The 25,993-nt window shown below is 66.1% G+C and carries 29 protein-coding genes and 1 pseudogene; 13 read left to right on the forward strand and 17 right to left on the reverse strand.

Going from position 1 to position 25,993, the window contains the following annotated elements; all coding sequences use genetic code 11:
* Positions 1 to 4 precede the first annotated feature (4 nt).
* The gene (locus tag N6C22_RS05155) at positions 5 to 817 is read left to right on the forward strand and encodes a DUF4097 domain-containing protein (RefSeq protein WP_261649876.1); all 813 of its coding nucleotides are present in this window, start codon (positions 5 to 7) and stop codon (positions 815 to 817) included.
* On the opposite strand, the gene N6C22_RS05160 is transcribed toward N6C22_RS05155, so the two are convergent.
* The 6 genes and pseudogenes from N6C22_RS05160 to N6C22_RS05185 all read right to left on the reverse strand — a co-directional run bounded on the left by N6C22_RS05160 (position 814) and on the right by N6C22_RS05185 (position 6,989).
* A complete protein-coding gene (locus tag N6C22_RS05160) occupies positions 814 to 1,260 on the reverse strand; it encodes a desampylase (protein ID WP_261649878.1) in 447 nt (148 codons plus the stop codon). The two genes, N6C22_RS05155 and N6C22_RS05160, sit on opposite strands and share 4 nt — an antisense overlap.
* A gap of 4 nt (positions 1,261 to 1,264) precedes the next feature.
* Positions 1,265 to 2,200 (reverse strand): ABC transporter substrate-binding protein, encoded by a 936-nt coding sequence (locus N6C22_RS05165; RefSeq protein ID WP_261649880.1) that lies wholly within the window; start codon positions 2,198 to 2,200, stop codon positions 1,265 to 1,267.
* A 56-nt stretch (positions 2,201 to 2,256) separates the two neighbouring features.
* Positions 2,257 to 2,598, reverse strand: a complete 342-nt coding sequence (locus N6C22_RS05170) for a hypothetical protein (protein WP_261649882.1) — start codon at positions 2,596 to 2,598, stop codon at positions 2,257 to 2,259.
* 72 nt (positions 2,599 to 2,670) lie between these two features.
* A pseudogene (locus N6C22_RS05175) lies at positions 2,671 to 4,151 on the reverse strand (carboxypeptidase M32).
* 62 nt (positions 4,152 to 4,213) lie between these two features.
* Positions 4,214 to 5,431 (reverse strand): hypothetical protein, encoded by a 1,218-nt coding sequence (locus N6C22_RS05180; protein WP_261649883.1) that lies wholly within the window; start codon positions 5,429 to 5,431, stop codon positions 4,214 to 4,216.
* Positions 5,432 to 5,474: 43 nt separating this feature from the next.
* Positions 5,475 to 6,989 carry a carboxypeptidase M32 gene (locus N6C22_RS05185; protein ID WP_261649885.1) on the reverse strand — a complete coding sequence of 505 codons (1,515 nt, stop codon included), beginning with the start codon at positions 6,987 to 6,989 and terminating at the stop codon, positions 5,475 to 5,477.
* 422 nt (positions 6,990 to 7,411) lie between these two features.
* On the opposite strand from N6C22_RS05185, the gene N6C22_RS05190 reads away from it, so the two are divergent.
* On the forward strand, positions 7,412 to 8,566 hold the full coding sequence (locus N6C22_RS05190) for a hypothetical protein (RefSeq protein WP_261649886.1): 1,155 nt from the start codon (positions 7,412 to 7,414) through the stop codon (positions 8,564 to 8,566).
* A 76-nt stretch (positions 8,567 to 8,642) separates the two neighbouring features.
* On the forward strand, positions 8,643 to 9,305 hold the full coding sequence (locus N6C22_RS05195) for a hypothetical protein (RefSeq protein WP_261649889.1): 663 nt from the start codon (positions 8,643 to 8,645) through the stop codon (positions 9,303 to 9,305).
* 44 nt (positions 9,306 to 9,349) lie between these two features.
* Here N6C22_RS05195 and N6C22_RS05200 read toward each other — a convergent pair whose 3' ends face one another.
* Positions 9,350 to 10,465: a M20 family metallopeptidase gene (locus N6C22_RS05200; RefSeq protein WP_261649890.1), complete on the reverse strand. Its 1,116-nt coding sequence runs from the start codon at positions 10,463 to 10,465 to the stop codon at positions 9,350 to 9,352.
* Positions 10,466 to 10,512: 47 nt separating this feature from the next.
* Complete coding sequence (locus N6C22_RS05205; protein WP_261649892.1) at positions 10,513 to 12,144, reverse strand: globin-coupled sensor protein; 1,632 nt, start codon at positions 12,142 to 12,144, stop codon at positions 10,513 to 10,515.
* Between the two features lie 132 nt (positions 12,145 to 12,276).
* Here N6C22_RS05205 and N6C22_RS05210 point away from each other — a divergent pair, with 132 nt between their 5' ends.
* The gene (locus N6C22_RS05210; protein ID WP_261649894.1) at positions 12,277 to 14,145 is read left to right on the forward strand and encodes a PINc/VapC family ATPase; all 1,869 of its coding nucleotides are present in this window, start codon (positions 12,277 to 12,279) and stop codon (positions 14,143 to 14,145) included.
* Positions 14,146 to 14,172: 27 nt separating this feature from the next.
* Here N6C22_RS05210 and N6C22_RS05215 read toward each other — a convergent pair whose 3' ends face one another.
* The 5 genes from N6C22_RS05215 to N6C22_RS05235 form a co-directional block, all read right to left on the reverse strand.
* Entirely contained in the window at positions 14,173 to 14,403 is a 231-nt protein-coding gene (locus N6C22_RS05215; RefSeq protein ID WP_261649895.1) for a hypothetical protein, read from the reverse strand.
* Positions 14,404 to 14,512: 109 nt separating this feature from the next.
* Positions 14,513 to 15,043: a hypothetical protein gene (locus N6C22_RS05220; RefSeq protein ID WP_261649897.1), complete on the reverse strand. Its 531-nt coding sequence runs from the start codon at positions 15,041 to 15,043 to the stop codon at positions 14,513 to 14,515.
* A 62-nt stretch (positions 15,044 to 15,105) separates the two neighbouring features.
* A complete protein-coding gene (locus N6C22_RS05225) occupies positions 15,106 to 15,516 on the reverse strand; it encodes a hypothetical protein (RefSeq protein WP_261649898.1) in 411 nt (136 codons plus the stop codon).
* Positions 15,517 to 15,576: 60 nt separating this feature from the next.
* Positions 15,577 to 16,008, reverse strand: a complete 432-nt coding sequence (locus N6C22_RS05230) for a type IV pilin N-terminal domain-containing protein (protein ID WP_261649899.1) — start codon at positions 16,006 to 16,008, stop codon at positions 15,577 to 15,579.
* A 102-nt stretch (positions 16,009 to 16,110) separates the two neighbouring features.
* Complete coding sequence (locus N6C22_RS05235; RefSeq protein WP_261649900.1) at positions 16,111 to 16,389, reverse strand: helix-turn-helix domain-containing protein; 279 nt, start codon at positions 16,387 to 16,389, stop codon at positions 16,111 to 16,113.
* Positions 16,390 to 16,503: 114 nt separating this feature from the next.
* On the opposite strand from N6C22_RS05235, the gene N6C22_RS05240 reads away from it, so the two are divergent.
* The 3 genes from N6C22_RS05240 (at position 16,504) to N6C22_RS05250 (ending at position 20,047) form a co-directional block, all read left to right on the forward strand.
* Positions 16,504 to 16,833 carry a hypothetical protein gene (locus N6C22_RS05240; protein WP_261649902.1) on the forward strand — a complete coding sequence of 110 codons (330 nt, stop codon included), beginning with the start codon at positions 16,504 to 16,506 and terminating at the stop codon, positions 16,831 to 16,833.
* Between the two features lie 2 nt (positions 16,834 to 16,835).
* Positions 16,836 to 18,650, forward strand: coding sequence for a ribosome biogenesis/translation initiation ATPase RLI (locus tag N6C22_RS05245; protein ID WP_261649904.1), 1,815 nt, complete (start codon positions 16,836 to 16,838; stop codon positions 18,648 to 18,650).
* Positions 18,651 to 18,730: 80 nt separating this feature from the next.
* Complete coding sequence (locus tag N6C22_RS05250) at positions 18,731 to 20,047, forward strand: aryl-sulfate sulfotransferase (protein ID WP_261649905.1); 1,317 nt, start codon at positions 18,731 to 18,733, stop codon at positions 20,045 to 20,047.
* Here N6C22_RS05250 and N6C22_RS05255 read toward each other — a convergent pair.
* Both N6C22_RS05255 and N6C22_RS05260 read right to left on the reverse strand, forming a co-directional pair.
* A complete protein-coding gene (locus N6C22_RS05255; protein ID WP_261649906.1) occupies positions 20,032 to 20,742 on the reverse strand; it encodes a hypothetical protein in 711 nt (236 codons plus the stop codon). The genes N6C22_RS05250 and N6C22_RS05255 overlap by 16 nt on opposite strands.
* Positions 20,743 to 20,746: 4 nt before the next feature.
* The gene (locus tag N6C22_RS05260; RefSeq protein WP_261649907.1) at positions 20,747 to 21,268 is read right to left on the reverse strand and encodes an archaemetzincin family Zn-dependent metalloprotease; all 522 of its coding nucleotides are present in this window, start codon (positions 21,266 to 21,268) and stop codon (positions 20,747 to 20,749) included.
* 39 nt (positions 21,269 to 21,307) lie between these two features.
* Here N6C22_RS05260 and N6C22_RS05265 point away from each other — a divergent pair, with 39 nt between their 5' ends.
* The 5 genes from N6C22_RS05265 to npdG all read left to right on the forward strand — a co-directional run bounded on the left by N6C22_RS05265 (position 21,308) and on the right by npdG (position 24,258).
* Positions 21,308 to 21,709 carry a UPF0146 family protein gene (locus N6C22_RS05265; protein WP_261649909.1) on the forward strand — a complete coding sequence of 134 codons (402 nt, stop codon included), beginning with the start codon at positions 21,308 to 21,310 and terminating at the stop codon, positions 21,707 to 21,709.
* A gap of 65 nt (positions 21,710 to 21,774) precedes the next feature.
* A complete protein-coding gene (locus tag N6C22_RS05270; protein WP_261649911.1) occupies positions 21,775 to 22,650 on the forward strand; it encodes a TIGR01548 family HAD-type hydrolase in 876 nt (291 codons plus the stop codon).
* Positions 22,651 to 22,687: 37 nt separating this feature from the next.
* On the forward strand, positions 22,688 to 23,071 hold the full coding sequence (locus tag N6C22_RS05275; protein WP_261649912.1) for a hypothetical protein: 384 nt from the start codon (positions 22,688 to 22,690) through the stop codon (positions 23,069 to 23,071).
* Positions 23,072 to 23,109: 38 nt separating this feature from the next.
* The gene (locus N6C22_RS05280) at positions 23,110 to 23,511 is read left to right on the forward strand and encodes a hypothetical protein (RefSeq protein ID WP_261649913.1); all 402 of its coding nucleotides are present in this window, start codon (positions 23,110 to 23,112) and stop codon (positions 23,509 to 23,511) included.
* Positions 23,512 to 23,589: 78 nt separating this feature from the next.
* The gene (gene npdG, locus N6C22_RS05285; RefSeq protein ID WP_261649915.1) at positions 23,590 to 24,258 is read left to right on the forward strand and encodes an NADPH-dependent F420 reductase; all 669 of its coding nucleotides are present in this window, start codon (positions 23,590 to 23,592) and stop codon (positions 24,256 to 24,258) included.
* A 356-nt stretch (positions 24,259 to 24,614) separates the two neighbouring features.
* Here npdG and N6C22_RS05290 read toward each other — a convergent pair whose 3' ends face one another.
* Positions 24,615 to 25,268 carry a helix-turn-helix domain-containing protein gene (locus N6C22_RS05290; RefSeq protein WP_261649919.1) on the reverse strand — a complete coding sequence of 218 codons (654 nt, stop codon included), beginning with the start codon at positions 25,266 to 25,268 and terminating at the stop codon, positions 24,615 to 24,617.
* Positions 25,269 to 25,379: 111 nt separating this feature from the next.
* Entirely contained in the window at positions 25,380 to 25,649 is a 270-nt protein-coding gene (locus N6C22_RS05295) for a co-chaperone YbbN (RefSeq protein WP_261649920.1), read from the reverse strand.
* A 159-nt stretch (positions 25,650 to 25,808) separates the two neighbouring features.
* Between N6C22_RS05295 and N6C22_RS05300 the strand changes: the two genes are divergently transcribed.
* Positions 25,809 to 25,970, forward strand: a complete 162-nt coding sequence (locus N6C22_RS05300; protein ID WP_261649921.1) for a preprotein translocase subunit Sec61beta — start codon at positions 25,809 to 25,811, stop codon at positions 25,968 to 25,970.
* Positions 25,971 to 25,993: the final 23 nt, after the last annotated feature.

Here is a 25,993-nt window from a genome sequence, read left to right on the forward strand (position 1 = left end):
TCCCATGCAATCATTCTCGCGGAGAGATCTCATCGGTGCCGGGGCCGCGGCGCTCACCCTCGGCCTCGCCGGCTGTACCGGACTCGCGGTGAGCACCGAGGTCCGGTCGGATTCCTACGTCGTCGACGGCGGCACCCTTGTCGTCGAGACGAGCAACGGCGACGTGCTGGTCGAACCGACCTACGGCGAGCAGCTCGATGTCGCGTACACGATGCAGACGAACGGACCGCGCTCGGAGTTCGACCGGGTGAGCGTCGACGTCGAGACCGGTGCGGAGAACCGGGTCGTCGCGAGCATCGACGCCAGTGGCTTCATCCCGCTGAGTGTCTCTGTCGACCTCCGAATCCGCGTCCCGGAGGGTGTCCGGGTCGTCGGCGCGAAGACTGCGAACGGCGACATCATCGTCGAGAACGTCGCCGGTGACCTCGTGGCCGAGACGGACAACGGCGACGTCCAGGTCACCGACGTCGAGGGCTACGTCACGCTGCGCTCGACCAACGGCGACGTCACGGCCAGGAACATCCAGGGGCTCGACGCGGCGGTCAGCACGAACGGTGCAGTGGACGTGGACGTGCTCGGCCTGCGTGGGGACGCCGAGGTCCGGTCGTCGAACGGCGACGTGACGGCGCGCCTCGACCCGTCGTTGCAGGCCGCCCTCGAGGCGAAGACGAGCAACGGCGAGGTGACCTGGCGCGACATCGAACTCGTGACGACCACCTGGGACGACAACGAGGTCCAGGGGAACATCAACGGCGGGAACAGCCCGCTCATCCGGGTGCAGTCGAGCAACGGTGACGTGACCATCCGGGCCCGCTAATCGCGGTCGTCTCCCGTCTGCAGTGTCTCGAACTCGTCGCCCGTCCAGACCCACGCGCCGATGGTCGCGGCGTCCTTCTCCGTGGTCTCCCCGGCCAGTGAGACGATACAGTACACCTTTCCCTTCCACGTCGCCTGTGCCCGGTCGGTCGAGCTCGGCCCGGCGGGCCCGGCTGGATGCGAGTGGTAGAAACCGACGACGTCGTGCCCCGACTCTTCCAGTTTGTCGATGACGTGGACCGTCTCCGTGGGGTCGAGTTCGTACCGGGTTCGCGGGCTGTCCGCGACGTTCGTGACGGGGTGGACGCTCGTCACCGTCCGGTCGCCGTCCGGGTCCTCCGTGCCGCCGAGGACGCCACAGGCCTCGTCAGGGGCGACGGCCCGGGCGTGCGCGAGAAGGTGGCTCCGGCAGTCGTCCGGGAGCAGAAGGTGTCGGTTCCCCATCCGGTCAGACCGTCCCGAACCGGCGCTCGTACAGTGTCGATAGCGGCTGGGCGGCGGACTCGGGCGGGCGCTCGAACGCCTCGGGGTGCACGACGCTCGCGAGAATCTCCAGCGAGTCCACGGCCCGTGGGCCGGGGCGGTTCATGTACTGGTCGCCGTCGATGGCCCAGACGTTCCCCTCCTGGACCGCGGTCAGGTTCTCCCAGCCCTCGCGCTCGGTCAGGTCGCCCAGGTTCCGCCGGGTCTGGTCGAGGTCGAATCCGCAGGGTGCGACCACGAGCACGTCCGGGTCGTACCGCAGCAGGTCGTCCCACTCGCGAGGGATGGACCGGTCGCCGGGGGCGGCCATCCCGTACTCGCAGTTCGCGCGGTGGGCGAGTTCGGGCACCCAGTGACCCGCGACCATCACGGGGTCGGTCCAGTCCAGCACGGCGAGATGTTGCTGTTCGCAGCCGTCCCCCCTGCTGCGTTCCTCGACCGCGGCGACCCGCGACCGGAGCGAGTCGACGAAGTCGGCGGCGTCGGCCTGCTTGCCGAGTGCGGCCCCGATGCGCTGGATGTCGTCGTAGATGTCGGAGAGGCTGTGTGGGTCGGTCGTGAGTACCTCGGGAGTCGCGTCGATGGCGTCGATGGCCTCCTCGACGAGCACCTCGTCGACGGCACACACGTCGCACATGCCCTGCGTGACGACGAGGTCCGGGTCGAGGTCGTCCAGCAGGTCGACGTCGATGCCGTAGACGCTCCCGTGCTCGGACTGGGCCTCGTGCACCTGCTGGTCGATGTCGTCGCTGCTGGCGCTCGCATCGACGTGGCTGTACTCGACCACGGGCAGGTCCTGTGCCGCCGGCGGGTAGTCGCACTCGTGCGAGACGCCGACGGGCTCCACCCCGAGCGCGTAGACTATCTCCGTCGCGGCAGGCAACAGCGTCACGACGTTCATACTGGCCAGTCCGGTGCGAGCCGAGATAAAAGGCGTGTCGGCGGCAGTCACCGCAGTCAGAGGACGGAGATGACGATGGCGAGGACGCCACCGACGACCATGAGCAGGCCACCGCGCTTTCGTTGTTTCACGTCGTCGGGGTCCACCTCGACCGCGTCGTAGTCGGTCTCGCCCGCCATGAGCCCGGCGAGCCAGGCCGAGTAGGCTTCGGCGTAGACGAGGTACTGCAGGCCGACGAGGGCGATGATGCCGCCCATCCCGGCGACCAGGGTGTTGCGCTGGGTGAGGTCACCGACGGTCACCCCGAGGCCGAGTGTCGCGACCACGAGGAGGGCGAAGAGGGCGACGGCCCCGCCGAGGGCGAACTTCGCGTGACGGACCGATTGTGCACGACTCATGTGTGGGGGCTCTCTCCCGGGTGATTTCAAGCTTGTCGAACTGACCCGCCCGCGATGGCCGGTCGCCCCGCGCTACAGGTCGTACAGCTCGCCGTACTTCTCGCGGACGTGGTCGAGATAGTACTCGGCAGTCAGGGGTTCGCCGGTCGCCTCCTCGATGAGTTCGTCCGTGGTGTACCGGCAGCCGTGTTCGTGGACGTTCTCGGTGAGCCACTCGTGCATGGGCTCGAACTCGCCGCGGCGGATGTGCCCGTCGAGGTCGCCGATGTCGTCTTCCATGGCGGCCGCCAGTTGCGCCGCGAGGACGCTCCCGACGGTGTAGTTCTGGAAGCCGGCGAAGCTGTAGGACCAGTGGATGTCCTGCAGGCAGCCCTCGGCGTCGTTCCGGGGGCGAATCCCGAGGTAGTCGGCCATCTTCGCGTTCCAGGTCGCGGGAATCTCGTCGGCGGCGAGGTCGCCCTCGACGAAGGCGCGGTCGATCTCACAGCGCAGGATGATGTGGAGGTGGTAGGTTATCTCGTCGGCCTCGACGCGGATGCGGTTGTCCGGGCGGACCTTGTTCACGGCCTGGTAGATCTCGTCGACCGTGGCATCAGAATGCTGTGGGAACCGGTCGGTGAACTTCGGGAGGAACGCCTCCCAGAACGCCCGGGACCGCCCCACGTGATTCTCCCAGAAGCGGCTCTGGGACTCGTGAACCCCCGAGGAACGCGGTTCCCCGAGGGGTGTCGCGTAGGCGTCGTCGCGCAGGCCCAGCTGGTAGGTCGCGTGGCCGAACTCGTGGATGGCCGCGGTCAGGGCGTCGAGTGGTTCGCCGTCTTTGAACCGGGTCGTGATGCGGGCGTCGAACTGGTTGCCGGACATGAACGGGTGCGGGGCGGTGTCGAGCCGGCCGCGGTCCCAGTCGTAGCCGAGGAAGTCGAGCGCGTCCTCGCAGAGGCCCAGCTGGGCGTCCTCGCTGTAGCTCCCCTCGAAGGGCCACGCGACCTCGCTATCGGACGCCCGAATCGCCTCGATGAGGTCGGGGAGCTCGGCTTTCAGCTCCTCGAACACCTGCTCGACCCGCGAGAGCGGGAGGTAGGGCTCGCCGTCCTCGAACATGACCTCGTAGGGCGATTTCGACTCGTCGATGTGTCCGGCGCGCTCGCGGTGGAGGTCTCGGAGGCTCTGGAGGGTCGGTGCGAACGCCTCGAAGTCGCTCTCGGCTTTCGCCTCCTGCCAGGTCTCCTGGGCGTCGGACTGGGTGCGCGTGAGTTCGTCGACGAGGGCGCTCGGCACGTCGGTCTCGCGCTCGTACTCGCGTCGAACCTCGCGGACGACGGCCTGCTCGTCGGGTTCGAGTCCCTCCTGGTCGGCGGCGTCGAGCAGGTCGGCGGTCTCGTCGCTCACCAGCAACTCGTGTCGCGTGGTCGAGAGCGCGGCGAGTTGCTGGGAGCGCGCGGGTGTCCCCCGTCGGGCATCATCACCTGCTGGTCCCAGTTCAACAGCCCGGCGGCGTTCCCGATATTGGAGAGGCGGCGATACCGGTCGAGCAGGTCGTCGTATGCTGCCATATCTCACACTGGGGCCGACGCGGTAATCAACGTCGGGGGTCAACCGCTGCGAGCAGGACGACTCAGATGGGACGATACCACTCGACCGGGGCGTCCCGGTACGCCGTCGGGGCCTCACCGACGTCCCACCCGAGCTCGGTCGTCTCGACGAAGGCGTAGGTCCGACCGTCGAGTGTGTAGGTGTCGCCCGTCGCCGAGTCGTCTCGCAGCCCCACGGCCGCGTGACCGACCCCCTCAGCCGCGTTACCGTCGACGACCATCATCACCACGTCCAGATCGAACGGTGCAGTCGCCAGGAGGCCGGCCAGCAACAACGACCGGTCCTCGCTGTCACCGCCGAGCTCGGTGACAGTTTGCGCGAGCGACTTCCGGTTGCTGTCGTAGCTCTCGGTCACCGATTTGGGGCCGTTCGGCAGTGCCTGCACCACGTCGATGGCGTGGTTCACCAGCTCGCGGGGTGTGCTCGCGACGCCATCGGCAGACGCCTGCCCGACGATGCTCCGGGCGAGCCGGGGGACGACGCCGTTGCGCACGGACGCCGAGACGAGTGACTGTGGGGCCAGTGTCTGGAAGGCGTAGTGCCCGGCCCGCAGGTAGGCTGACTTGGGGACCGAGAGCGCGATGCGGTGGTCCCCGACAGGGTACTCCACGCGGATTGCGCCCTCGACGCTGGTCCGGCGCGCGCCGCTGTCGTTCTCGACGTCGGCCAGCTCTTCGGACGCCTGGGACCGGACCGCCGTGATACTGTCCGCGCTCACGAGGAACGGGTCCGTCTCGTGGAGGTGGACGGGCGCGGACTCCTCGGCGTCGCCACCAGGAAGCAACGCGACGGTGTAGTAGACGGTCCGGTGGTCCGGGGCCGCACGCGGGTCCAGCGGCACCGTCACGCCCGTCCGACCGTCGGCCGCGGGCTCGACGGTGACTCGCTTCTCGTCGTACACCTCGCCCGGCTCCGGCGCGGGGTATCCCTGTGCCCGGATTCGCAGCGTGAGCTCGTCGTCTGGGACCGTCTGCATGACGAGGCTGCTCGGGTCGACCAGGAACTGGAGCCCGCGCTGGTCGTACGCCCGGACGAACGAGCCACTGTCTGGCGGTTCGACACGCCGCTGGAGGTCACCCGGGTCGAGCGATGGTGCCTCAGGGTTAGCCGGTCGGGTCGTCCGCGTCGGGGTGACGCTGAACCGGTCGGGGCGATTCTGGATGGTCCCGCCACAGCCGGCGAGGAGGCTCACACCGCCGGTGACGCCGCTGAGGAATGCACGCCTGGAGGGCTGGGGCATGCCCCTCAGTACTTGGAAGCTCCGCAAAAAGATTACGGGGAAGCTACAGGTCGTACAGCGCCCCGTACTTCGACTCGACGTAGTCGACGAAGTAGTCGGCCGTGAACTCCTCACCCGTGGCCTCGCGGACGAGGTCGTCGGTCGTGTAGCGCTTGCCGTGGCGGTGAATCTTGTCCGTGAGCCAGGCGTGGAGCTCCTCGAAGTCGCCCTCGCGGACCTTCGATTCGAGGTCGTCGATGTCGTCCTCGGCGGCGTCGTAGAGCTGCGCCGCGAGGACCGACCCGAGCGAGTACGTCGAGAAGTAGCCGAAGGAGCCGTGGCTCCAGTGGATGTCCTGCAGGCAGCCCTCCGCGTCGGTGTCGGGGCGGATGCCGAGGTACTGCTCGTACTTGTCGTTCCACGCTTCAGGGACGTCCTCGACGTCGAGGTCGCCCGAGATGAGTTCGCGCTCGATCTCGAAGCGGACCACGATGTGCATGTGGTAGGTGAGTTCGTCCGCCTCGACGCGGATGAGGTTGTCCTCCTTCACCGTGTTCGCGGCCTCGTACACGTCACGCGGGGTGGCGTCCTCGAGCTGCGGGAAGCGCTCTTTCATCGCCGGCAGGAAGCGCTCCCAGAACGCCTCCGAGCGCCCGATGTGGTTCTCCCAGAGGCGGCTCTGGGACTCGTGGACGGTCAGGTCGCGGGCCTCGCCCAGCGGCGTCCCGTAGTGCTCGTCCGGCAGGCCGAGCGTGTAGCTGGCGTGGCCGAACTCGTGGATGGTCGAGGTGAGCGCGCCCAGCGGGTCCGCCGGGTTGAACCGCGTGGTCACGCGGGCGTCGAACTGCGTGCCGGTGGAGAACGGGTGCGGTGCCACGTCGAGGCGGCCGCGGTCCCAGTCGTAGCCGACGGTGTCGAGCACGTCACGGGCCAGTTCCTCCTGGGTGTCGGCGTCGAACTCGCCCTCGAACGGGGTGGCGAGTTCGACATCGGAGTCGCGGATGTCCTCGACGAGCGGGACGAGGTCCTCACGGAGCTGCGCCAGGGTCTCCTCGGCGGTATCGAGGCCGAGGTACGGCTCGTAGTCCTCGAACAGGACCTCGTAGGGGTCCTTGTCGGGGTCGATGTACTCGGCGTACTCCTTCTTCAGTTCGACCAGCTTCTCGAGGCTGGGGGCGAAGATGGAGAAGTCGTCCTCCGCCTTGGCCTTCTTCCACTTCGGGTGGGCCTCGGAGGTCGTCTCCGAAATCTCTTGGACGAGTTCGGTCGGGACGCGGGTCGCGCGCTCGTGCTTCCGGCGAATCTCGCGGACGACCGCCTCCTGCTCGGGGTCGAGGTCGGCGGCCTCGAGGTCGTCGAGGTAGCCGGCCATCTCGTCGCTGGTGAGCAGTTCGTGGCCGATAGCCGAGAGGGCAGAGAGCTGCTGGGAGCGGGCGCGTGTCCCCTCCTCGGGCATCATGACCTCCTGGTCCCAGTTCAGGACCTGCTGGGCGTACCCGACGTTCGAGAGGCGCTGGACCGTCGAGAGGAACTCCTCGTAGAGGTCCCCTGACTCTTCAGTGGCGGCTTCGGTTGCCATGTCGCGACAGTTTCGGTTCGAAACCCATCAATCTCGCGGTGTGGGTTACGTTCTCTGCCAGCAGAGACACAGTCCCCGGTGACGAGGTGTCAGACTGCCTCAGCGGTCGGTCACGGTCTCTCGACCGGTTCGGAGTGACCCCGCCAGTTGACGGTGGGTTTTGGCCGACTTTTACCCTCAGCTCCTCGAGCGTGAGTTTCCCCTAAAGTGGGGTCGTGCTGGGTGCTGGGTTAAAATCCATCGTCAAATCTCAACTCAAATATTTGGCTTAGTGTTGTAAGAACTGTCACTTTTCTTCCTTAAATCCAAGGCAGAATAGTACAATCAAAAACCATATGTATTGGCGGTAATCACCTCTGGAATGCATGACAAGAAAAATTTAGAAGCTATCGAATATGGGCCGAAGGCGGTTCATTAAATCGTTGTCTGGACTCGGAATATCTGGAATCACCCTCGAGTACCTTTCACAAGAGACTCTCGCGAAAACCGTCGGCGATCTGGACGACAACATCCCATACGTCGAACTCTTAGCCTTCAATAACCCGGAAGCGACAGTCGAAGACACAGATGCCCATGGTCGTGCGCCCGTATATCGGACGATTCCACGAGACAAGTGGGAGATTAATCAGTCTGCGCTTGATGGCGTCAGTAAGATTCGAAACCTCCTCAAAGCGGAGTTCAGAGGGCGAAAAGACCTAGGTGTCGAGATTCGTTCTGACGGTGACTCCGTCGCCAACCGAATCGTCGTCGTCTCTACGCAGTCGACCGAGGGGGACCGAACCCGAAGCGACCTTTCTCAGGTTCAGTCAGTCATACCCGACCGTGTAACGGGCGCTGTCGGAGAGGGCCACTCTGTGTATAGTAGAGAATTCCGGGTTGATTTCGAAACGGTCGAAGTCGAGCCTCAAGCCTTCTACGACAGTAACTACGACGGAAGTATCCCTGGTGGGTGTCAAATTGGAATCGCAGTAGATCTTGCAGATTACCCTGCCACGTCGACCTGTGGTGCGGAATTAAACAGGAATGGGAATCAGTTGATGGTGACTGCCGGCCACGTTATGGAGCCAGCCCAGGGTGAGAATAAGGTTCTCCAACCCAACGAGGGGGACCTCATCGGGGACCATGGGTGGCATAAAAACACCGACTACTTCGACGCCGGATACTCGTTCCACGAAGACGGAATCTCTGCAGGTACAAAACTGGCGAACGACTATGGGGGGAGGAAATCTGAACCGATCGATGGTATCGTTACGTTCCTCGGTGTATACAACCGGATGGGCGACGGGAAGTCACTGTATGTTCAGGGTCAAAGGACTGGATTACACTTTGTCGAGCCTCTCTCTGCTCGATTCGGCCCGGATGACTACGACGTCCAGTTCGTGACCAGTAAACCAGGAACGGAACGTGGCGATTCGGGTGCGCCACATTTCCTGAAACAGAACGGTAATGTCTACATCGCCGGTGTTCACGCTGGCGTGAAGACATCTGATAGGAAAGGGATAGCGACGTCCGCAGAGTACGTCGAAAAGGAGTTCGAATTCAAAATCCCACAGCAGAGTCGAGACACCATCAGTTAATTGGTGTTTGTGAGACATACCGTCATTCGGAGGAAGCGCTCCACGACTAATCCCCGCAAATTTAGAAAACAACACTATGAACCGACGATTGGTCCTCAAAGCCCTCGGATCAGCATCTTCAGTTGCACTCGCAGGCTGTCTATCGGATTCAGCCCCCACCTCGGATGGGACGACCAGTACCTCGACGACGGATTCAGGGTTCGATAGGGCACTCGACATCGCCGACGTTTCGATTCCGGATGACTCGCAGTTGGAGACGACTGTCGAGCTCGTATCCGATTCCGAGAAGTCACGCCCCCCAACCCTCCAGATAGCAGTCACAACGAACGTCGACCAGGAAGTCGAATTCGGCCCATACAGACCGTTCGGCTCTCCAACTGCAGCGGCCAGAAACGGTGACGCTCAGCTCCTGCTCATCCCGGACCCACTGGACGTCGACGGCGGCCGATATTACGTTCCAGCAGACGGGAGTGAGGAGCACTTCGTCCCCGAAACGCCCGCGGACGGGTGCTGGACTGCGACGACTACGGTCGAGGTGATCAACCAGGTCGCCGTCCAGGTCGACCTCGAAGCGGGAGATACCATCGAAACGTCGTATCGGCTATTGAACAGCCCTGGGAACCCATCGTGCTTCCCCGCCGGTCGCTACCGGGCGGCCGACACCCTTCGAACCAGTCCGAGTGGGGACGACGACGAGTTAACGAGTCACGAGTGGGGTTTCACTATCGTCGTAGAGTAGTCCCCCTCTCTCGCTCACCACCTCCTTCGAGGTTGACGCGCCGGCTAGCACCACCTCTCCGCTAACTCCAGATACGCCTCGTAACAGGTCTCCAGCACGGCCAGACTCACGCTCTCGTCGCGGGTGTGGGCCTCACCGGGTTCGCTGGGGCCACAGACGATGCACTCGGTTCCAGCCTGTGCGAGCCAGCCAGCGTCGGTCGCGTGGGGTTTGGTGACGTGCTGGCCCTGGCCAGACTGCACCTCTCGAACCGCTTCCAGCACCGCGTCGGCAAACTCATCGTCGTCGCAGCGCATCGGCGGGAGGTCCTGCACGACAGTCCACTCGACGTCCTCGAGTTCCTCGACGGATTCGAGGGCGGCGCGCTCGCCCGGGACGGTTCGCTCGTCGACGGTTATCTCGCAGGTCTCGGGGACGACGTTCCAGGCCGATCCACCGTCGATTTCGGTGACGACGACGCTCCCCTCCAGCGTCTCTCCGGCGGCTTCGGTGGTCGGCCAGTCCAGGTTCTTGATGCGCTCGACGGCCTCGCAGCCGCGGTAGATGGCGTTCTCGCCCAGGTGGGGCTCGCTGGCGTGGGCGGCCGACCCGCGGGCCGTGACGGTGCTCCCGCGGCGGCCCTTGTGCGCCAGCGCCACGTCGACGATTCCTTCGGGAGAGTCGTACCCGGTCGAGCCCTCTGCGACGAGGGCGTGGTCCGGCGCGAATCCCTGCTCGATGGCGTACCGGGCCCCGACCCCGCCCACTTCCTCACCGACGAAGGAGGCGAACACGAGTTCGCAGTCGGGGTCCGCGTCGCGGAAGGCCAGCATGGCAGCCGCGACCGCACCCTTCATGTCCGCGCTCCCGCGGCCGTAGAGCCGGCCGTCCTCCTGATAGACGACGTAGTCGCCGCTAGCGTCGACCTGCGACTCGTCTGGGGGCACCACGTCGTGGTGGCCGACGAGGGCGAGGCTCCTCTCCCCGGAGCCCTTCCGGGCGATGACGTTGCCGCCGCGGGGTTCGCTGTCGGTCTCGTCGTGCTCGCCGGCGTCGTCCCTGGTGACGGTGGCGTCGGTGTGCTCGCGGAGCCAGCTCTCGATGAAATCCCCGACTTCGGCCTCGCCGTCGTGGCTCGGAATCGAGACGAGGTCGCGGGTGAGGGCGGTGAGTTCGTCCATGGCGGGGGCGACGGGCGTGGCAGGCAAGAAAGTTCGCGACAGGGAACCTACGGGAACTGCTCGTACACCGGCGTCTCCTCGGTCTCTTCGCCCTCGGTCAGGCGGTGGACCGCCATCTCGACGCTGGCGACGTTCGCGGTCTGCTCCTCGCTCGCGGCCGCGACGGACTCCGCCTCGCTGGCTACCCGGTCCGCAGCCGAGGCGACCTGCTCGACCGAGGTCGCGAGCGTCTCGACGCCCTCGGCCTGCTGGTCCGCGGCGGCCGCCACGTCGTCCATCCCTGCAGCCGTGGCCCGCGCGGACTCGTGAATCTCGTCGAGGTGGGCGACCGTCTCGCGGACCTGCTCGGTCCCCACTTCGACCTGCTCGGCGGTCTCGTCGACGGTCTCGACCGTCTCGGTCGTCGCCTCGCGCACGCCCTCGACCGCCTCCTCTATCTCGTCGAGGTCGGCCTGGGCCTGCTCGGCGAAGGACTTCACCTCGGTCGCGATGACGCTCAGCGTGTCGCTGGTGGCGTCGGCCCGGGTCGCCTCGATGTTCGCGTTCGTCGCCAGGACCGACGTCCGCTCCGCGAGGGAATCGATGCGTTCGACCACCTCGTCGATGTCGTCGGTCCGCTGTTCGAGGATGGCCGCGGCGTCCTCGACCTGTGCTGCTGCCTCCTCGATTGCAGCCAGCGAATCGAGTGCGCCGTCGGCCGCGTCGGCACCGTCCGCAGCCAGCGACTCGGTCCGTTCGCTCTCGGCGCGGACCTCGTCGGCCACGCTGGCGACCTCCTCGGCGGCCGCGCTCACCTCGTCCAGTTCGCCCGCCGTCGCCTGGATCTGGGCGGCCTGTCTCCCGGTCAGGTCGCTGATGGTCTGGGCGCTCTCCGAGACCGCGCTGGAGGCCTCGTGGAGCTCCTCGACCGGGCTCTGCACCTCCGATTCGACCTCGTGGGCGAGCTGTTCGCGACGTTCGATGGCGCGTTCGAGGCGCTGGCTGTAGGAGTCGACGTAGGTGTCGGTCGCGACCTGCAGGTCGAGATTGATGATGCGCAACAGGGCGAGGACGTCCTGCATGCCGTCGTGGATGGCGTCTCGCACCGTCGCCTCGAACGACTCGTCGAGGCCGTCGGCCGCCTCGTCGCCGAAGCCGAGCGCGCCGACGAGCTTGCCGAGGCCACCCCCCGCGTCGTCGTCGCGTTCTTCTGCCCACTGCTCGATGGCGTCGACCACCTGCCCCTGGACGCGGTCGTCGACCTCCGAGAGAATGAGGTCGTAGTAGACGCCGTACTGGCCGACGTAGTGCTTGAGGGGCATGTCCAGAATCTCGTGGAGCTTCCCGATGCGGGCCCGGTTCGCGAAGTACTGCTGGTCGTAGTCGCCGGTCGCCAGCGAGACGAGGTAGGCCCGCTGGGTCTGCTTGAGCAGCTCCACCCCCTTCGGGGAGCGCTCGATGACGGCGCGGGTCTGGTCGTACTGCAGGAGGTTCTCGTAGAAGTCGTCCGCGATGGCGTCCTGGTGCTCGCGCAGGAGCGGTTCGAGGTCGGCGAGTCGTCGCTCGTCCTCGCCGTCGAACCCGATGAACTCCTTGCGCCAGCGTACTTCGTCGGCGTCCAGTCCGATGTCCTCGACCAGTGCGGCGGCGTCGACGAATCGGTTCAGTCCACCCTGACCGAACTCCCGTTCCGGTTGCATAGCTGACGAACGTGTTCGGGGAAACCTAAGCCCGCAGGGGGATTCTCACTCGGCTGGAATCTATGGCGGTGCCCGGATTCGCGGCGGACTCGCGTCCGTGCCCTTAAGAAGCGTGGCCTCCGAACACCGCACATGAACGTTGTACCGGACACGAGCGTGGTCATCGACGGCCGCGTGTCCGAGAAAGTCGACGCCGGCGAGTACGCGGGGGCCACCATCTCGGTCCCGGAAGCCGTCGTCGCAGAGCTGGAATCGCAGGCGAACGCCGGGCTCGACACCGGCTGGGAGGGACTCGAAGAGCTGCAGCGGCTCGCGGACCTCGCCGACGACGGGCGTATCACGCTCGAGTACGTCGGCAAGCGCCCCGACGCCCGCAGCATCGACCACGCCGCCGAGGGCGAGATCGACGCCCAGATTCGCGACCTCGCCGCCGACATGGGCGCGACCTTCCTCACCAGCGACGTGGTGCAGTCCCACGTCGCCCAGGCGAAGGGCCTCGACGTGGAACTCCTCTCCGCGGAAGCCCGCGAGATAGACCGCCTCGCTGTCGAGAACTACTTCGACGAGGCGACCATGAGCGTCCACCTCAAGACGGGCACCGTCCCGAAGGCCAAGCGCGGCGACATCGGCGACATGCACTACGTCACCATCGCCGACGAGCCCCTCGAAGAGGCGACCATGGCGGAGTACGCCGACGAGATACTCAATGCTGCCAAGGAGTCCGCCGAGGGCTTCCTCGAACTCTCGCGCACGGGCATGGACATCGTCCAGTTCCGCAACTACCGCATCGCGGTCGCCCGCCCGCCGTTCTCGGACGGTATCGAGATCACGGCGGTCCGGCCCATCGCCCAGACCGACATGGAGGACTACGAGCACAGTGGGGAGCTCAAAGACCGCATCCTGGAGCGCCAGCGCGGCATCCTCATCTCCGGGTCGCCCGGGGCCGGGAAGTCCACGTTCGCCCAGGCGGTCGCCCGCTTCATCTCGGACAACGACTACTCCGTCAAGACGATGGAGAAACCGCGCGACCTGCAGGTCGGCCCGGACATCACCCAGTACACGGAACTGGACGGCCAGATGGCCAACACGGCCGACGCCCTGCTGATGGTCCGCCCCGACTACACCATCTACGACGAGGTCAGGAAGACCAACGACTTCGAGGTCTTCGCGGACATGCGCCTCGCCGGCGTCGGGATGATCGGCGTCGTCCACGCCACTCGGGCAATCGACGCGCTCCAGCGCCTCGTCGGCCGCGTGGAACTCGGCATGATTCCGCAGGTCGTCGACACCGTCGTCTACATCGAGGACGGTGAGATCGCGAAGGTGTACGACGTCCAGACCGAGGTGAAGGTCCCCCATGGCCTCACCGAGGAGGACCTCGCGCGCCCCGTCATCACCATCAACGAGTTCGAGACGGGCCGCCCCGAGTACGAGATCTACACCTTCAACCGGCAGGTCGTCACCGTCCCGCTCACGGACGACGACGGCAAGAGCGACACCGGCGTCGACCGCATCGCCAAGCAGGAGATCGAGCGCGAGATCCGCTCCATCGCCCGCGGGCACGTCTCGGTCGACCTGAAGGGCCAGAACAGGGCGGTCGTCTACGTCGAGGACGACGACATCTCGGCGGTCATCGGCAAGGGCGGCGGCCGCATCACCGATGTCGAGAACCGCCTCGGCATCGACATCGACGTGCGCACCCACGACGAGAACCCGAACTACCGCACCGGCGGCTCGGGCGGTGGCGGCGGTCAGACCCAGGGATCAGGACAGCAAGACACCGGCCAGCTCGTCACCCCCGAAATCACGTCCCGGCACATCGTCATCCCGGTCGACGGCCACACCGGCGAAACTGTGGAGGTCCGCGCCGACGGCGACTACCTGTTCACGGCGACGGTCGGCCGCGGCGGCGAGGTGCAGGTCTCCCGTGGCTCGGCTATCGCCGACGAACTGGAGCGTGCCATCGACCGCAAGAACACCGTGACGGTTCACACGGCTTGAGGTCGGGGCGTCACCGCTTCGAGCCCGTCACAGCAACTCACAGGCCACGAGCGAGCCGACGCCGACGAGGGTCCAGACGACCCCGGCGTACCGCGTCAGCGCGACCTTCCACGTCGCCGGTTCGACGGGTCCACTGGACCGTCGCCCGATGGCATCCAGCATCTCGTCCCACCGTGCCAGTTTCACAGGCCAGAGGACCATGGGTGGCGCGAAGAAGATGCCCAGCAGGGCCATGCTGTAGTAGCTTCCAGAGCACATGCACTCGTGTCGGATACAGAGAAGTGACACATAGGTCTTCGGTGCCTCCGACCCGGCAGTTGCTCGTTCGGGCGACGACACCGTGTCCCTCCGTCGTCTGTCGTCTCGCTCACCCACAGGCGACGAGTTCCCAGGTGTACGTCGGCGGCTCCTCCGCGTATTCTGCGCCGGGTGCTCGCGCCGCGAACCGCTCGGTCACGTAGTACCAGCCGTGCGAAGGACTGCTTCCCAGCATCGTCCGAGTCCCGTCCCCCGATTCTCCGAAGTCGACCTGCACCGATGCCGTGAGCAGCAATCCTGAGTCGAACCGCTCTACCACCCTCGCGTTCCAGCCGTCGAAGCCGGACACACTCACGTCTTCGTCCGCTTCCAGTTCGGCCGTGGCGTACGCCTTCTCGAAATCGATGGCGAACGTCTCGGCAGTGGCTTCCGTCAGGGAGGCCGGAAGCGACGGGTACTCGCCCTCGGGGAGGGTGGTGACGGCACAGTCTTCACCGGGTACCGGAACACCGGTGGGTGCGCCCGTCGGATTCGTCGTGGTGCTCGCTGTCTCCGTCGTCGTCGTGGCTACTGGTGCGTCTCCACCGAGACAGCCACCGAGTAGTCCGAGCGCGGCGACGAGGAGGGTCCGTCGGTACATAAATATATTTTTTTAGACAATACCAAGTACTTTGTGCCGGGTCCGACCCCGGCATCCCTCGATCACTCGTCGTCGTCCGCGTTCGGGTCGAGCAGGTAGTCACCGGCCCGCCAGGTGAACGTCAGGAACGCCGCGAAGTAGCCGGAACCCGCCCCGATCCAGCCCGCGAGACTACCCAGCGAGCCCTCGAACGCGGTCGCGGCACCCAGCGCGACGATGAAGGCGGCCAGTTCCACGAAGACGAGGTCGCCGAACTTCCCGGCGTTCGAGCGATTCGCGAGGTAGTCGTCGGTGTCGAAGTTCGAGCCGATGAGGCCGAAGACGAGCAGGCCGGCCGGCGTCGAGAACGCGATGCCGATGGCGGTCCGCTGGGCCTCCGAGAGGCCGGCGATAGGTGTCGCCTGGACCGTGCCGGCGACGATGCTCGCGAGGAACAGCGTCACCACCACGATGGCGAGTCGTTTGACGTTCATGGGCAGTGGTACGACAGGCCGGGGAGAAAGGCGGTTCGGTGTGTGTCGCTGGCGGGGCGCTCACGCGCTCGTCTCGTTGCCGGCGAGGGTGTACTCGCCGACGATGTAGCTGCGCGAGCCGCGCTCGTAGATGAGCTGGACGGTCTGGCCGGACTGGACACCCGAGATGGTCGTCGAGTCGCCCGCACCGACCTCCGCGTCCGGCTCGATGCCGAAGTCGGTCGCGTCCCAGGTGGTCCGCGAGCCGTCGACGACTATCTGGAGGTCGCCGGCGGTCAGTGCCTCCCCGCCGTCGTGGGTGATACGCAGCTCCGTCTCGCCGGTCTGTTCGAACGCGAACTCGGTGTCCGGTGGGTTCAGCGGTTCCTGGCCGCCGAAGATGTAGGCACCGCCGACACCGAGGACGCTCGCGGCCAGCATCACGAACACCAGCGCGATGACCCACGTCCGCTTCTCCTGTGGGGCGCGCTCGAACTCCGCCTCGTCGGTCATATCACTCGCGTCGCGGTCGACCTACAAGTAGCATGCGGCTGTGACGGGTTCGCCGGCGGACAGCTGTCACTGTCAAGTGCTGAGACCGAAAGGAGAGTGGACTTATTCGGCGCAGCAGGGTTCTGCGTCGCCGCCGTCCGCCGCGACCGCTTTCTCATCTATCTCGTAGAGGCTCTGTCTTGCGTCGGCGAAGTACACGTCCTGGTTGACGAGATCGATGTCCTGTAGCCGTTCGAGGGCGTACCGGACGGTTCGTGCGGAGAGCATGGACTCCTCGACGATCTGTTTCTGTGTGAGTGGCCCGTCGTACTCGAGTACTTTGAACACGAGCTTCGCACTCGGCGGGAGCTCCTCGAGATCTTCCCCAGTTGTAGCGGCCATCGTTACGAATCGAAAGCGTCCACGCTCATAAAGATTGACCCCAACGGGTATGGCGGGCGCACACGCGAATCGCCAAGCGAACGCCTTTTTACGAGTCGTCACACACCAACGACCATGGCTACCGAAACAGCTGGCTCCGGCACCGACTCCGGGAGTCAGCACTTTGGGACGGTCACGCGCACGACGCTGTCGGCGGCGGCTGGCGTCGCCGCAGCGTTCGTCTCCGCGTGGCTCACGGGGGATATGGCTCCGGCAGCAGCCTCCCTCCACCAGCCCGCACAGGCGGTCGTCCTCGTCGCAATCGCCATCCAGCCCCTCATCCAGCGGCTGCTCGGCGTGTACAAGGACGACTTCGGCGCGAAGGACTTCCTCTTCATCGCGTTCATGACCTTCTCCATGTGGTTCGTCACGTGGGGCATCATGCTCAGCGCACAGGCCAACTGACCATGGCAGAGGACAGCATCGCGGTGGTCGACCTGGACCGGTGCCAGCCCGACCGCTGTAACTACGAATGCAAGAACTACTGTCCGCCCAACCGCACGGGGAAGGAGTGCATCACCCTGCGTGGTGAGGACGCCATGGAGGGCAAGCCCGACCAGGTGCGCATCTCCGAGGAGATCTGTCTGGGCGAGACGTGTGGTATCTGCGTCGAGAAGTGCCCGTTCGACGCCATCGAGATCATCAACCTGCCACAGGAGCTGAACGAGGAACCGGCCCACCGCTACGGCGAGAACGCGTTCTCGCTGTACGGGCTGCCGGCGCCCGACTCGGGGCGCGTGACGGGTATCCTCGGCCCGAACGGTATCGGGAAGACGACGGCCGTCCACATCCTCGCGGGCGAGCTCTCGCCCAACCTCGGGGACTACGGCCACGACCCCGACTGGGAGGAGATTCTCGACCGCTACCGCGGCACCGAGTTGCAGGACTTCCTGAAGTCCCTGCGCGACGGCGACGTGACCGTCGCCCGCAAGCCCCAGTACGTCGACCAGATCCCCAAGCAGTTCGACGGGGTCACCCGGACGCTGCTCGAATCCGCCGACGAGCGCGGTGTCCTCGACGAGCTGGCCGAGCGCCTCTCCATCACGCCGGTGCTCGACCAGCACATCGACAACCTCTCCGGTGGGGAGCTCCAGCGCGTCGCCCTGGCGGCGACGCTCGCCCGCGACGCGGACTTCTACTTCCTGGACGAGATCACGCCGTACCTGGACATCGGCCAGCGCGTCACCGCGGCGCGACTCATCCGCGACCTCGCCGAGGACGGCGACCGGTCGATGCTGGTGGTCGAGCACGACCTGGCCATCCTCGACCTGCTCGCGGACAACCTCCACGTCGCCTACGGTGAGCCCGGCGCGTACGGTGTCATCACGAAGCCGAAATCGGTGCGGAACGGTATCAACGAGTACCTCAAGGGCTACCTCGACAACGAGAACATGCGCATCCGCCCGAACGCCATCAAGTTCGAGGAGCACGCCCCGCGGACCGTCAGCAAGGGCGAGGTCATCGCGGAGTACCCCGACCTCGAGATGAGCTACGGCGAGGGCGAGTTCGGTCTGGAAGTCGAAGGCGGGAAGATTCGCGAGAACGAGGTCCTGGGTATCGTCGGCCCGAACGGAATCGGGAAGTCGACGTTCGCCCAGTTGCTGAACGGTGGCATCGAGCCCACGAAGGGCGAGATCGACTTCGAGCTCGACATCTCCTACAAGCCGCAGTACATCGAGATCGACCAGCACATGCGGGTCGACGCGTTCCTCGCCTCCATCACGGACCAGTTCGGCTCCTCGTACTGGGAGACCGAGATCGCCAACCCGCTCCAGCTCGGCCGCATCATGGAGCAGAACCTCACCGACCTCTCGGGCGGTGAGCGCCAGCGCGTCGCCATCGCGGCGTGTCTCTCCGAGGACGCCGACCTCTACCTGCTCGACGAGCCATCCGCGCACCTCGACGTCGAACAGCGCGTGCAGGCCACGCGCGCAATCCGGCGCTACGCCGAGAGCCAGGACGCGACGGTCATGGTCATCGACCACGACATCTACATGATCGACCTGCTCGCGGACCGCCTGATGGTGTTCGACGGCGAACCCGCGAAGCACGGACACGCGGGCACGCCCCAGGGCATGCGCTCGGGCATGAACGAGTTCCTCGCGAACCTCGACGTGACGTTCCGCCGCGACGAGCGCACCAAGCGCCCGCGGGTGAACAAGCCGGACTCGCAGCTCGACCGCCAGCAGAAGTCCGAGGGCGAGTACTACTACGCGCCCTGAGCGCCTGTCTCCGTTCGGACGCCTGTCACCTTCGTATCGAACCGAAGCGGTAAGGTGCTATCAGTTCTATTTCCCAGTTCGTGACACGGCTCCCCCTCCACCTGCGACGGCTCACGTCGGCGCTCTCCCGCGTCCGTGAGCCGGGCGGCCGCGCCCGGCTGTTCGCGCTCCTGGCGCTGGTCTGTCTGGCCACCGCACTCGCTGGCTACGCTACCGCCCCCGCCGAACCGCGCCTGACCGTCGCCGAGGAACGGCCCCAGCACAACACGCTCATCGGCCTGCAGGGATACGCCGACGAGGGTCGCGTCATCGAGGTGTCGCCCGATGGCGAGGTCGTCTGGGAGTACGATGGGCCGGGCGACATCTTCGACGTGGAGGCGGTGAACGCCTCGACGGTGCAGGTCGCGACCGCCGACACCGTCCCCGATTCCGACTGTCCCGAGCCGTACGCGAGCGACGAGACCGACGGCTGCGTCCGCAATGCCCTCCAGCTCGTCGACCGCGACACCACAGACGTGGTCTGGGAGTACGCCTGGTACGACGTGGAGAAGCACGAGCACGAACTCCACGACGCCGACCGCTACGTGGTCGATGGCGAGCCCCGGTACGTGCTGGTCGACATGGGCAACGACCGCGTGTTCGCGGTCGACGAATCGGGCGAGAAACTGTGGCAGTGGAACGCCACGGATACCTACGACCGGCCCGACGACATGGGACCGGAGTCCGACTGGACGCACATGAACGACGTGGACCGCATCGAACCGGGCGTCTTCCAGGTGAGCCTGCGGAACTTCGACACCGTCGTCGAACTCCACGTGGCCGACGACGGCTCGGTCCGGGTCGAACCGGTCATCGGCCCGAACCAGTTCGCGGGCGCGGCCGGACCGCTGTACGAACAGCACAACCCCGACCGGCTGGGCGACGGCTCGCTGCTCGTCGCCGACAGCGAACACGACCGCATCGTCGAGTTCGATTCAGACGGACAGGTGACCTGGCAGGCCGGCGGCAGCGGCCTGTTCGACTGGCCGCGCGACGGTGACCGGCTGTCGAACGGGCACACGCTCGTCACCGACTCGTACAACGACCGGGTCGTCGAACTCGACGAGAACGGCGAGGTCGTCTGGGCGGTCGAGACGGGTGACCTGCCGTACGAGGCCGACCGGGTGCAGCCGCGCGAGCCCGCCACCGCGGACGGGAGCGCCGACGGCCCGAGCGCGTCGGAGGCTGAGCTGTCCTCGAACATCGTCGCCGGCTCGACGGTCGGCAGCTACCTCGAGCTGGCGGTGTCCATCTCGAAGTACGTGCTCCCGAACGGGCTCGCAGAACAGCTCTACGCGTTGCTCGCGACCATCGTGTTGCTCGGCGTGGCGGGCGTCGAGGGCTATCGGGCTCGCTGACCGGGACGCCCGCGGAGCAGGTCGGCGGTGTCTTCGAAGAACGCTGGAACCGACAGCGGCGTGTCCGGGGCGAACAGGAACAGGGTGCCAGCTTCGGGGTCGCCGTCGGGCGTGAGCCAGACGACGGTGCCCGCCTCGGTCGTGGTCAGCGTGCCGACCGGTCGGTCGCTGCCGGCTGTCGCGACGGCGCCGTCACGAACCGCCTCGTACAGCCCGGTCGCTTCGGACTGGGAAAGGGTCAGGTCGTCCTCGCGGTAGACGACCTCGACCGACGCCGGCGTGCAGTGTGCGACACCGGCGAGGCCCCACCCGGTCCGGGACTGGACGACGCTGACGAGCAGGTCGTCGGAGTAGTCCGCGACGGCCGAGAGCGCCTCGATGATGACCGTCTCGTTCGGGCCGCCCTTGCGGACGAATTCGGTCGAGAACTGCTCCATGTACTCGGTCGCCAGCTCTTTCGCCGCCCCGAACGTCGTGGTGGTCCCGACGGTCAGGGGCACGGCGAAGTCGGACGAGAACAGTCGGTGAACGCGGACGGTGTAGCCCGCGGGCGTCATGGCGCTGGCTCTCCCCGCAGGTGAGTCGTAGCGCGGCAGGACGCTGACGGTCAGGTTGCGCGCCTCGTGGTAGAACTCGGCCCCGTGTCGCCCCTCGTACTCGCGGACCCATCCCTCCGGAAGCCCATCCCCCCGCATCACCTCAGAGCACCATTCGCTGGCAGGTGCCACACAGCGTCTCTTCTTTGACGTCGACCTCGCGGACCGTCGGCGAGAAGTTCATCACGCAGCGGTTGTTGTCGCAGTGTTCGAGACCGAGTGTGTGGCCGATCTCGTGGACGATCTCCTTGCGGATGCGGTCCTCGAAGATCTCCTCGGAGCTCTTGTGCGAGAACCCACCGTCACTGGAGGTCTGCAGTCGGTACGTGGAGACGACGCTCCCGCTGCCGTCGAGATAGGCCAGTCCGAAGACGTAGTTCCGTCGGCGATAGAAGAGGTCCTTGGGGGTGACGGCGATGTTCTTCTCCCCGTTACCAACGCGCTCTGCCAGCTGGATGAACTCCTCGGCAGAGTACTGGTTGCGTTTGGGGTCGTACGCACCACTGGGCAGCGACTGGGGCTCGTGAACGGTCACGTTACAGTTGTAGACCGTCCGCAGCCCTTCGGATGCCGCCCGCTTGACTGGTGCGGACACGTCACCCACAGGAACGATGTCGACGTGCATGCCAAACGATAAGGCAGCTTCGGGCATAAACATCCCGCCGTGGTAACCGATTCGACACCCGGTCTCTGCGGGTGGTTAGCGAAGTACGAGGCGGTCGTCGAGGTCGGCATCGGCAACCGGACCGACGTGGCCGCCTGCCTCGCCGAGCGCGGGGTCCGGGTCACCGCCACCGACATCCACGACCGGTCGGTTCCCGAGGGGGTCCGGTTCGTCCGCGACGACGTGACCGCGCCCGACCTCGACGTGTACCGCGACGCCGAGGTGCTCTACGCGCTGAACCTCCCGCCCGAGCTGCACCGGCCCGTCTGGGACGTCGCGAAGCGCGTCGGCGCGGACTTCGTGTTCACGACGCTGGGTGGCGACCAGCCCGCGATTCCGGTCGACCGCGAGACGATTCCGGGCGATACGCTGTATCTCGCACGGGCCGGCCCTGGTCGGTAAGTTCGACGACACGATGCCTTGCCGGTCCGATAGGCCCATTACCTGTGAGGTTAGTGTCCGTGAACATGGAGGCAGACACGGTCGTCCTCGACATCGACGGGGTGCTCGTGGACGTGGCGGACTCCTATCGCCGAGCCATCGTGGAGTCCGTCGAGCGCGTCTACGACCAGACCATCCGCAAAGAGGACATCCAGTCGTTCAAGGACGCCGGTGGATTCAACAACGACTGGGAGCTGACGTACGCCGCGGCACTGTACGTGCTGGCGCTCCGCGAGGGCTGTTCGCTCTCGCTCGACGAGTTCACGAACGAGATTCGCGAGCACGGCGGCGGCCTCGACAGCGCCGAACTCGCCATGGGCGCCGAGGTCGGCGCGAACGCGTTCGAGCGCATCAAAGAGCAGTGGGACCCCGAGCGCCTGCGCGACGTGTTCCAGCAGCTCTACCTCGGGAGCGACCTGTATCGCACGCTCGAAGGCGGCGAGCCGGACATCGACTGCGAGGGGTTCATCCACGACGAACCGATCATCATCGAACCCGAGACCATCGAGGTGCTCCAGGCGAACTTCGACGTCGGTGTCGTCACCGGCCGTCCCTCGGCCGAGGCCGACATCGCGCTCTCGCGGGTCGGGCTGGACATTCCCGACGAGCACCGCTTCACGATGGACGACTGGGAGGAGGGTAAGCCACACCCGCACGCCCTCATGACGCTCGCGGAGCGCTTCGACAGCGAGGACGTGGTGTTCGTCGGCGACACCATCGACGACGTGACGACGGCCCGCCGGGCGAACGAGGAGGACGATTCTCGCACGTACACCGGCGTCGGCGTCCTCACCGGCGGCCTGACCGGTGTCGAGGGCAAACAGAAGTTCGTCGCCTACGGCGCACAGGCCATCCTCGACGACGTGAACCTGCTGCCGGGGCTGCTCGGCGTCGAGCAGTAGGGAAAGGTTCTCGGTCGCGTTCTCGGAACTATCGCCTATGCCCGACCAGCCCTCCCTCTCGCGGTCGCTGTATCCCCTGTTGCTTCTGGCGTGGGTGCTGCCTGCGTGGCTTACCCCACCAGACCCCTTCACGCAACTCCTGTCGTTCGTCCCGGGCATCCTGCTGGCGTTGGTGGCCGGGTTCTGGTTCTCTCGGACTGGCTATCGGGCGCTCGATGCAACCATCTCGGACCTCTGGCTGTTCGCGGTCACCGTCCTCGGTGGAGTGATACTGGGTTCGCTCCTCGCGCCGGACCCGACGCTGACGACGCTCCAGACGGGACTCTTGCTGCTCGCGGCGCTCCTCGTCGGGGGCTGGCTCGCGTTCGCGCCGAGCGCCGCGCCGGTTCGCCGTCGCCTCGGCCGAAACCGTCCCGAGTGAATAGCAATTTTATACGATACCGGTACAATCTCTCCCCAATGAGTCTGATACTGCGGCGTCTCTCCTGGGCCGTCCCACTCGGGGCTGCCCCTGCGGTCGTCGGTGGCACAACCTTCAGCCCACCCGACGTGTTCAGCACGGTCGCCTACATCGGCGCAGCGCTCCCCCTGACACTCCTGCTCGGGTACCACGTCGCGAGCAAAGAGAACCCGAAAGAGGGGCGGCGGCCGAACCGGCTCTGGCTGTTCGCGGGCTGCCTGCTCGCGCTGTTGCTCGTCGCCGGCGCGGCGTTCAGCCGGCTCGACCCCACGATGCTCTGGGAGCTCAGACAGGAGTACCAGCTCGGCGCGGTCGCCGGAAGCGTCGGCGGCCTCTTCCTCGTCGCCGAGGTCGTCATCTACTACGGCGTGTTCGACCGGCTCCACGGCCTGTTCTCCTGAATCCCGGCCGCGCTTCTGACACCGGCCTGGGCTGCCGACTCCGAACCCTTATTTCCCATCCGCAACCACGACACACGTATGCGAATCGCACTACTCGGCGGTACTGGTGACATCGGGCAGGGGCTCGCCCTGCGCTGGGCCTACGACACGGACCACGAGATACTCATCGGGTCGCGCGACCCGGAGAAGGCACGGACGATGGCCGAGGAGTACGAGACCGAACTCGACAGCCGCGGCGTCGACGTGACGGTCAACGGCTTCGCCAACGAGATGGCGGCCGACCGGGCAGACGTCGTCGTCCTCGCCGTCCCGCCGTACCACGTCGCGGACACGGTCGAGAGCGTCGCCGACAAGCTCGACGAGGACACCATCCTGGTCTCGCCCGCGGTCGGCATGAAGGGCGACGAGGACGGGATGCACTACCACCGCCCTGGCGCGGGGTCGGTGACGGCACTCGCCGCGAAGGCCGCCCCGGAGGGCGTCTCCACGGTCGGCGCGTTCCACAACCTCTCCGCGGACCGCCTCGCGAACCTCGACGCCGAGCTCGACCTCGACACGCTCCTCGTCGGGGACGACCCCGACGCGAAGGACATCGTGAGCCGACTCGCCGACGAGATCGAGGGGCTGCGCCCGCTCGACGCCGGCCCGCTGGCCAACGCGGCCGAGGTCGAGAGCATCACGCCGCTCGTCATCAACATCGCCCGCTACAACGACGGGATGCACGACGTGGGCGTCACGTTCCACTGAGTCACGGCGACGCCACTGCTCGGGGTTTCTGAGTATCGAAAACGGCCGGCACGAACGCGCGAGTCACAGCGAACTGGTCGCGGATCGAAACGAAGCGGGAGACCTGAGAGTCGCCGGTCTCGGTGACGGCTCTCGAAGCGGTGCGAGGCCGAATCGGTGTCGACCCCCCGAGCGCCCTCCCCCCAGAAGGCGCTTACGACACCTGCAGCCGTCGCCACGCTTGTCCGCTCCCGCACCTTGGTATTGGGTGGCACGGGGGACGAGGCTTTCCTTCGAGACCGAAGTCGGCCACGCCTGATTCTTTTCCTCGCTGGCGAAGCAATGTACGTCGATGAGGGGCTGTCGAGGGCGCGGCGTTACTCGTTGATGAGCGTCGTCTCGACCAGCGCGCAGAGCCCGCGCCGGAGGCGCTGGGAGAAGGCGTTGTCGCTGATTCCGAGGAGCTCGCCGAGTTCCATCGCGCTCGTCCGCCGCGGCACCTCGAAGTAGCCGTGTTGGAACGCCAGCACGATGGCCTCTCGCTGCTCGTCCGAGATGAGCGACGTGTCGCGGGGGACGTGCGGGTTGTAGATGCGCCGGAGCAACACCCGGATGTCCGCCTCGTTGCACCTGTCCCTGAACGCCCGGAGCGCGGGGCGTTCGTCGAACTGGATGCGCAGGTCCCAGCCCTCTCCGATACCGGTGCCTTCGAGCAACTTGGCGTTCGTCTCCTCCAGTATCGTCACCAGCCCGTCGAGCTCCTCGGTCCAGCGGACCTCGAACAGGGTCCGGTCGCCGTCGTCGGTCCGTTCGATGACGTCGCTGGTCGCGGCCGAGGCCTCGAGGCTCGCCCTGGCTTCGTCCCGCTCCCCGTTCGAGACCCAGATGAGTGGCATCCGCCCCCCGTCGATGGGAACGATTCGTTCCAGTTCGACACGGGCATTGGGGACGTTTTCGAACACGCGGCCGAGCTCGAACGCGTGCGCTGGCACGGTCACGTCGGCGATGACCATGTGTGACTCGTCAGTCATCGGTGCCTCTCCGGCGGAGTCCATACTGACCGTAACTCACGTTGCATGGAAAAGCGCGGCCATGCTATCACATGGCCAACCAAGTTCTCGACCGGTGAAAACGCGAGACGTCTATGCGCCGGCCTTCTCGAGGGCGTCCTCGAGATCGTCGCGTTGCGTGACGCCGACGAAGCGCTCGACGATGCCGTCGTCGTTCTCGATGATGAGGGTCGGGAGCGAGCGTACCTGGTACTCGTTCGCCACGTCCTGCTCCTCGTCGACGTTCACCTTCTCGACACTGAAGCGGCCCTCCCAGTCCTCTTCGAGTTCCTCGAGGATGGGGTCTTGCGTCTTGCACGGGCCACACCAGTCCGCATAGAAGTCCTTGAGCGTGACTGCCATAACGAGTCGAAAATTCCCTCGCGCCGCGCATAAGGGTTTGGTTCGCGGGCGCTCCAGTAGCCGTCGCGCACGACCGTCGCGGTCCGGCCTCACGACGACCCCGCCCCCGACTCGGCCCGTGTCGAAAGACTTAGAGGCGTCCGGACTGGACGGAGGGATATGAGCAAGGGCCAGAACTCCGGCGGCCTCATGTCGAGCGCCGGACTCGTCCGTTACTTCGACGCCGAGGACCGCAACGCCATCCGAGTCGACCCGAAGACCATCGTCGCATTTGGTGTCTTCTTCGGTGCGCTCGTCCTCGTGATGCGCGTCGCACTGTAACCACGGCGACGGACGAACACGAC

Source organism: Haloarchaeobius sp. HME9146, assembly GCF_025399835.1.
In the GTDB taxonomy this organism is placed as follows: Archaea; Halobacteriota; Halobacteria; order Halobacteriales; family Natrialbaceae; genus Haloarchaeobius.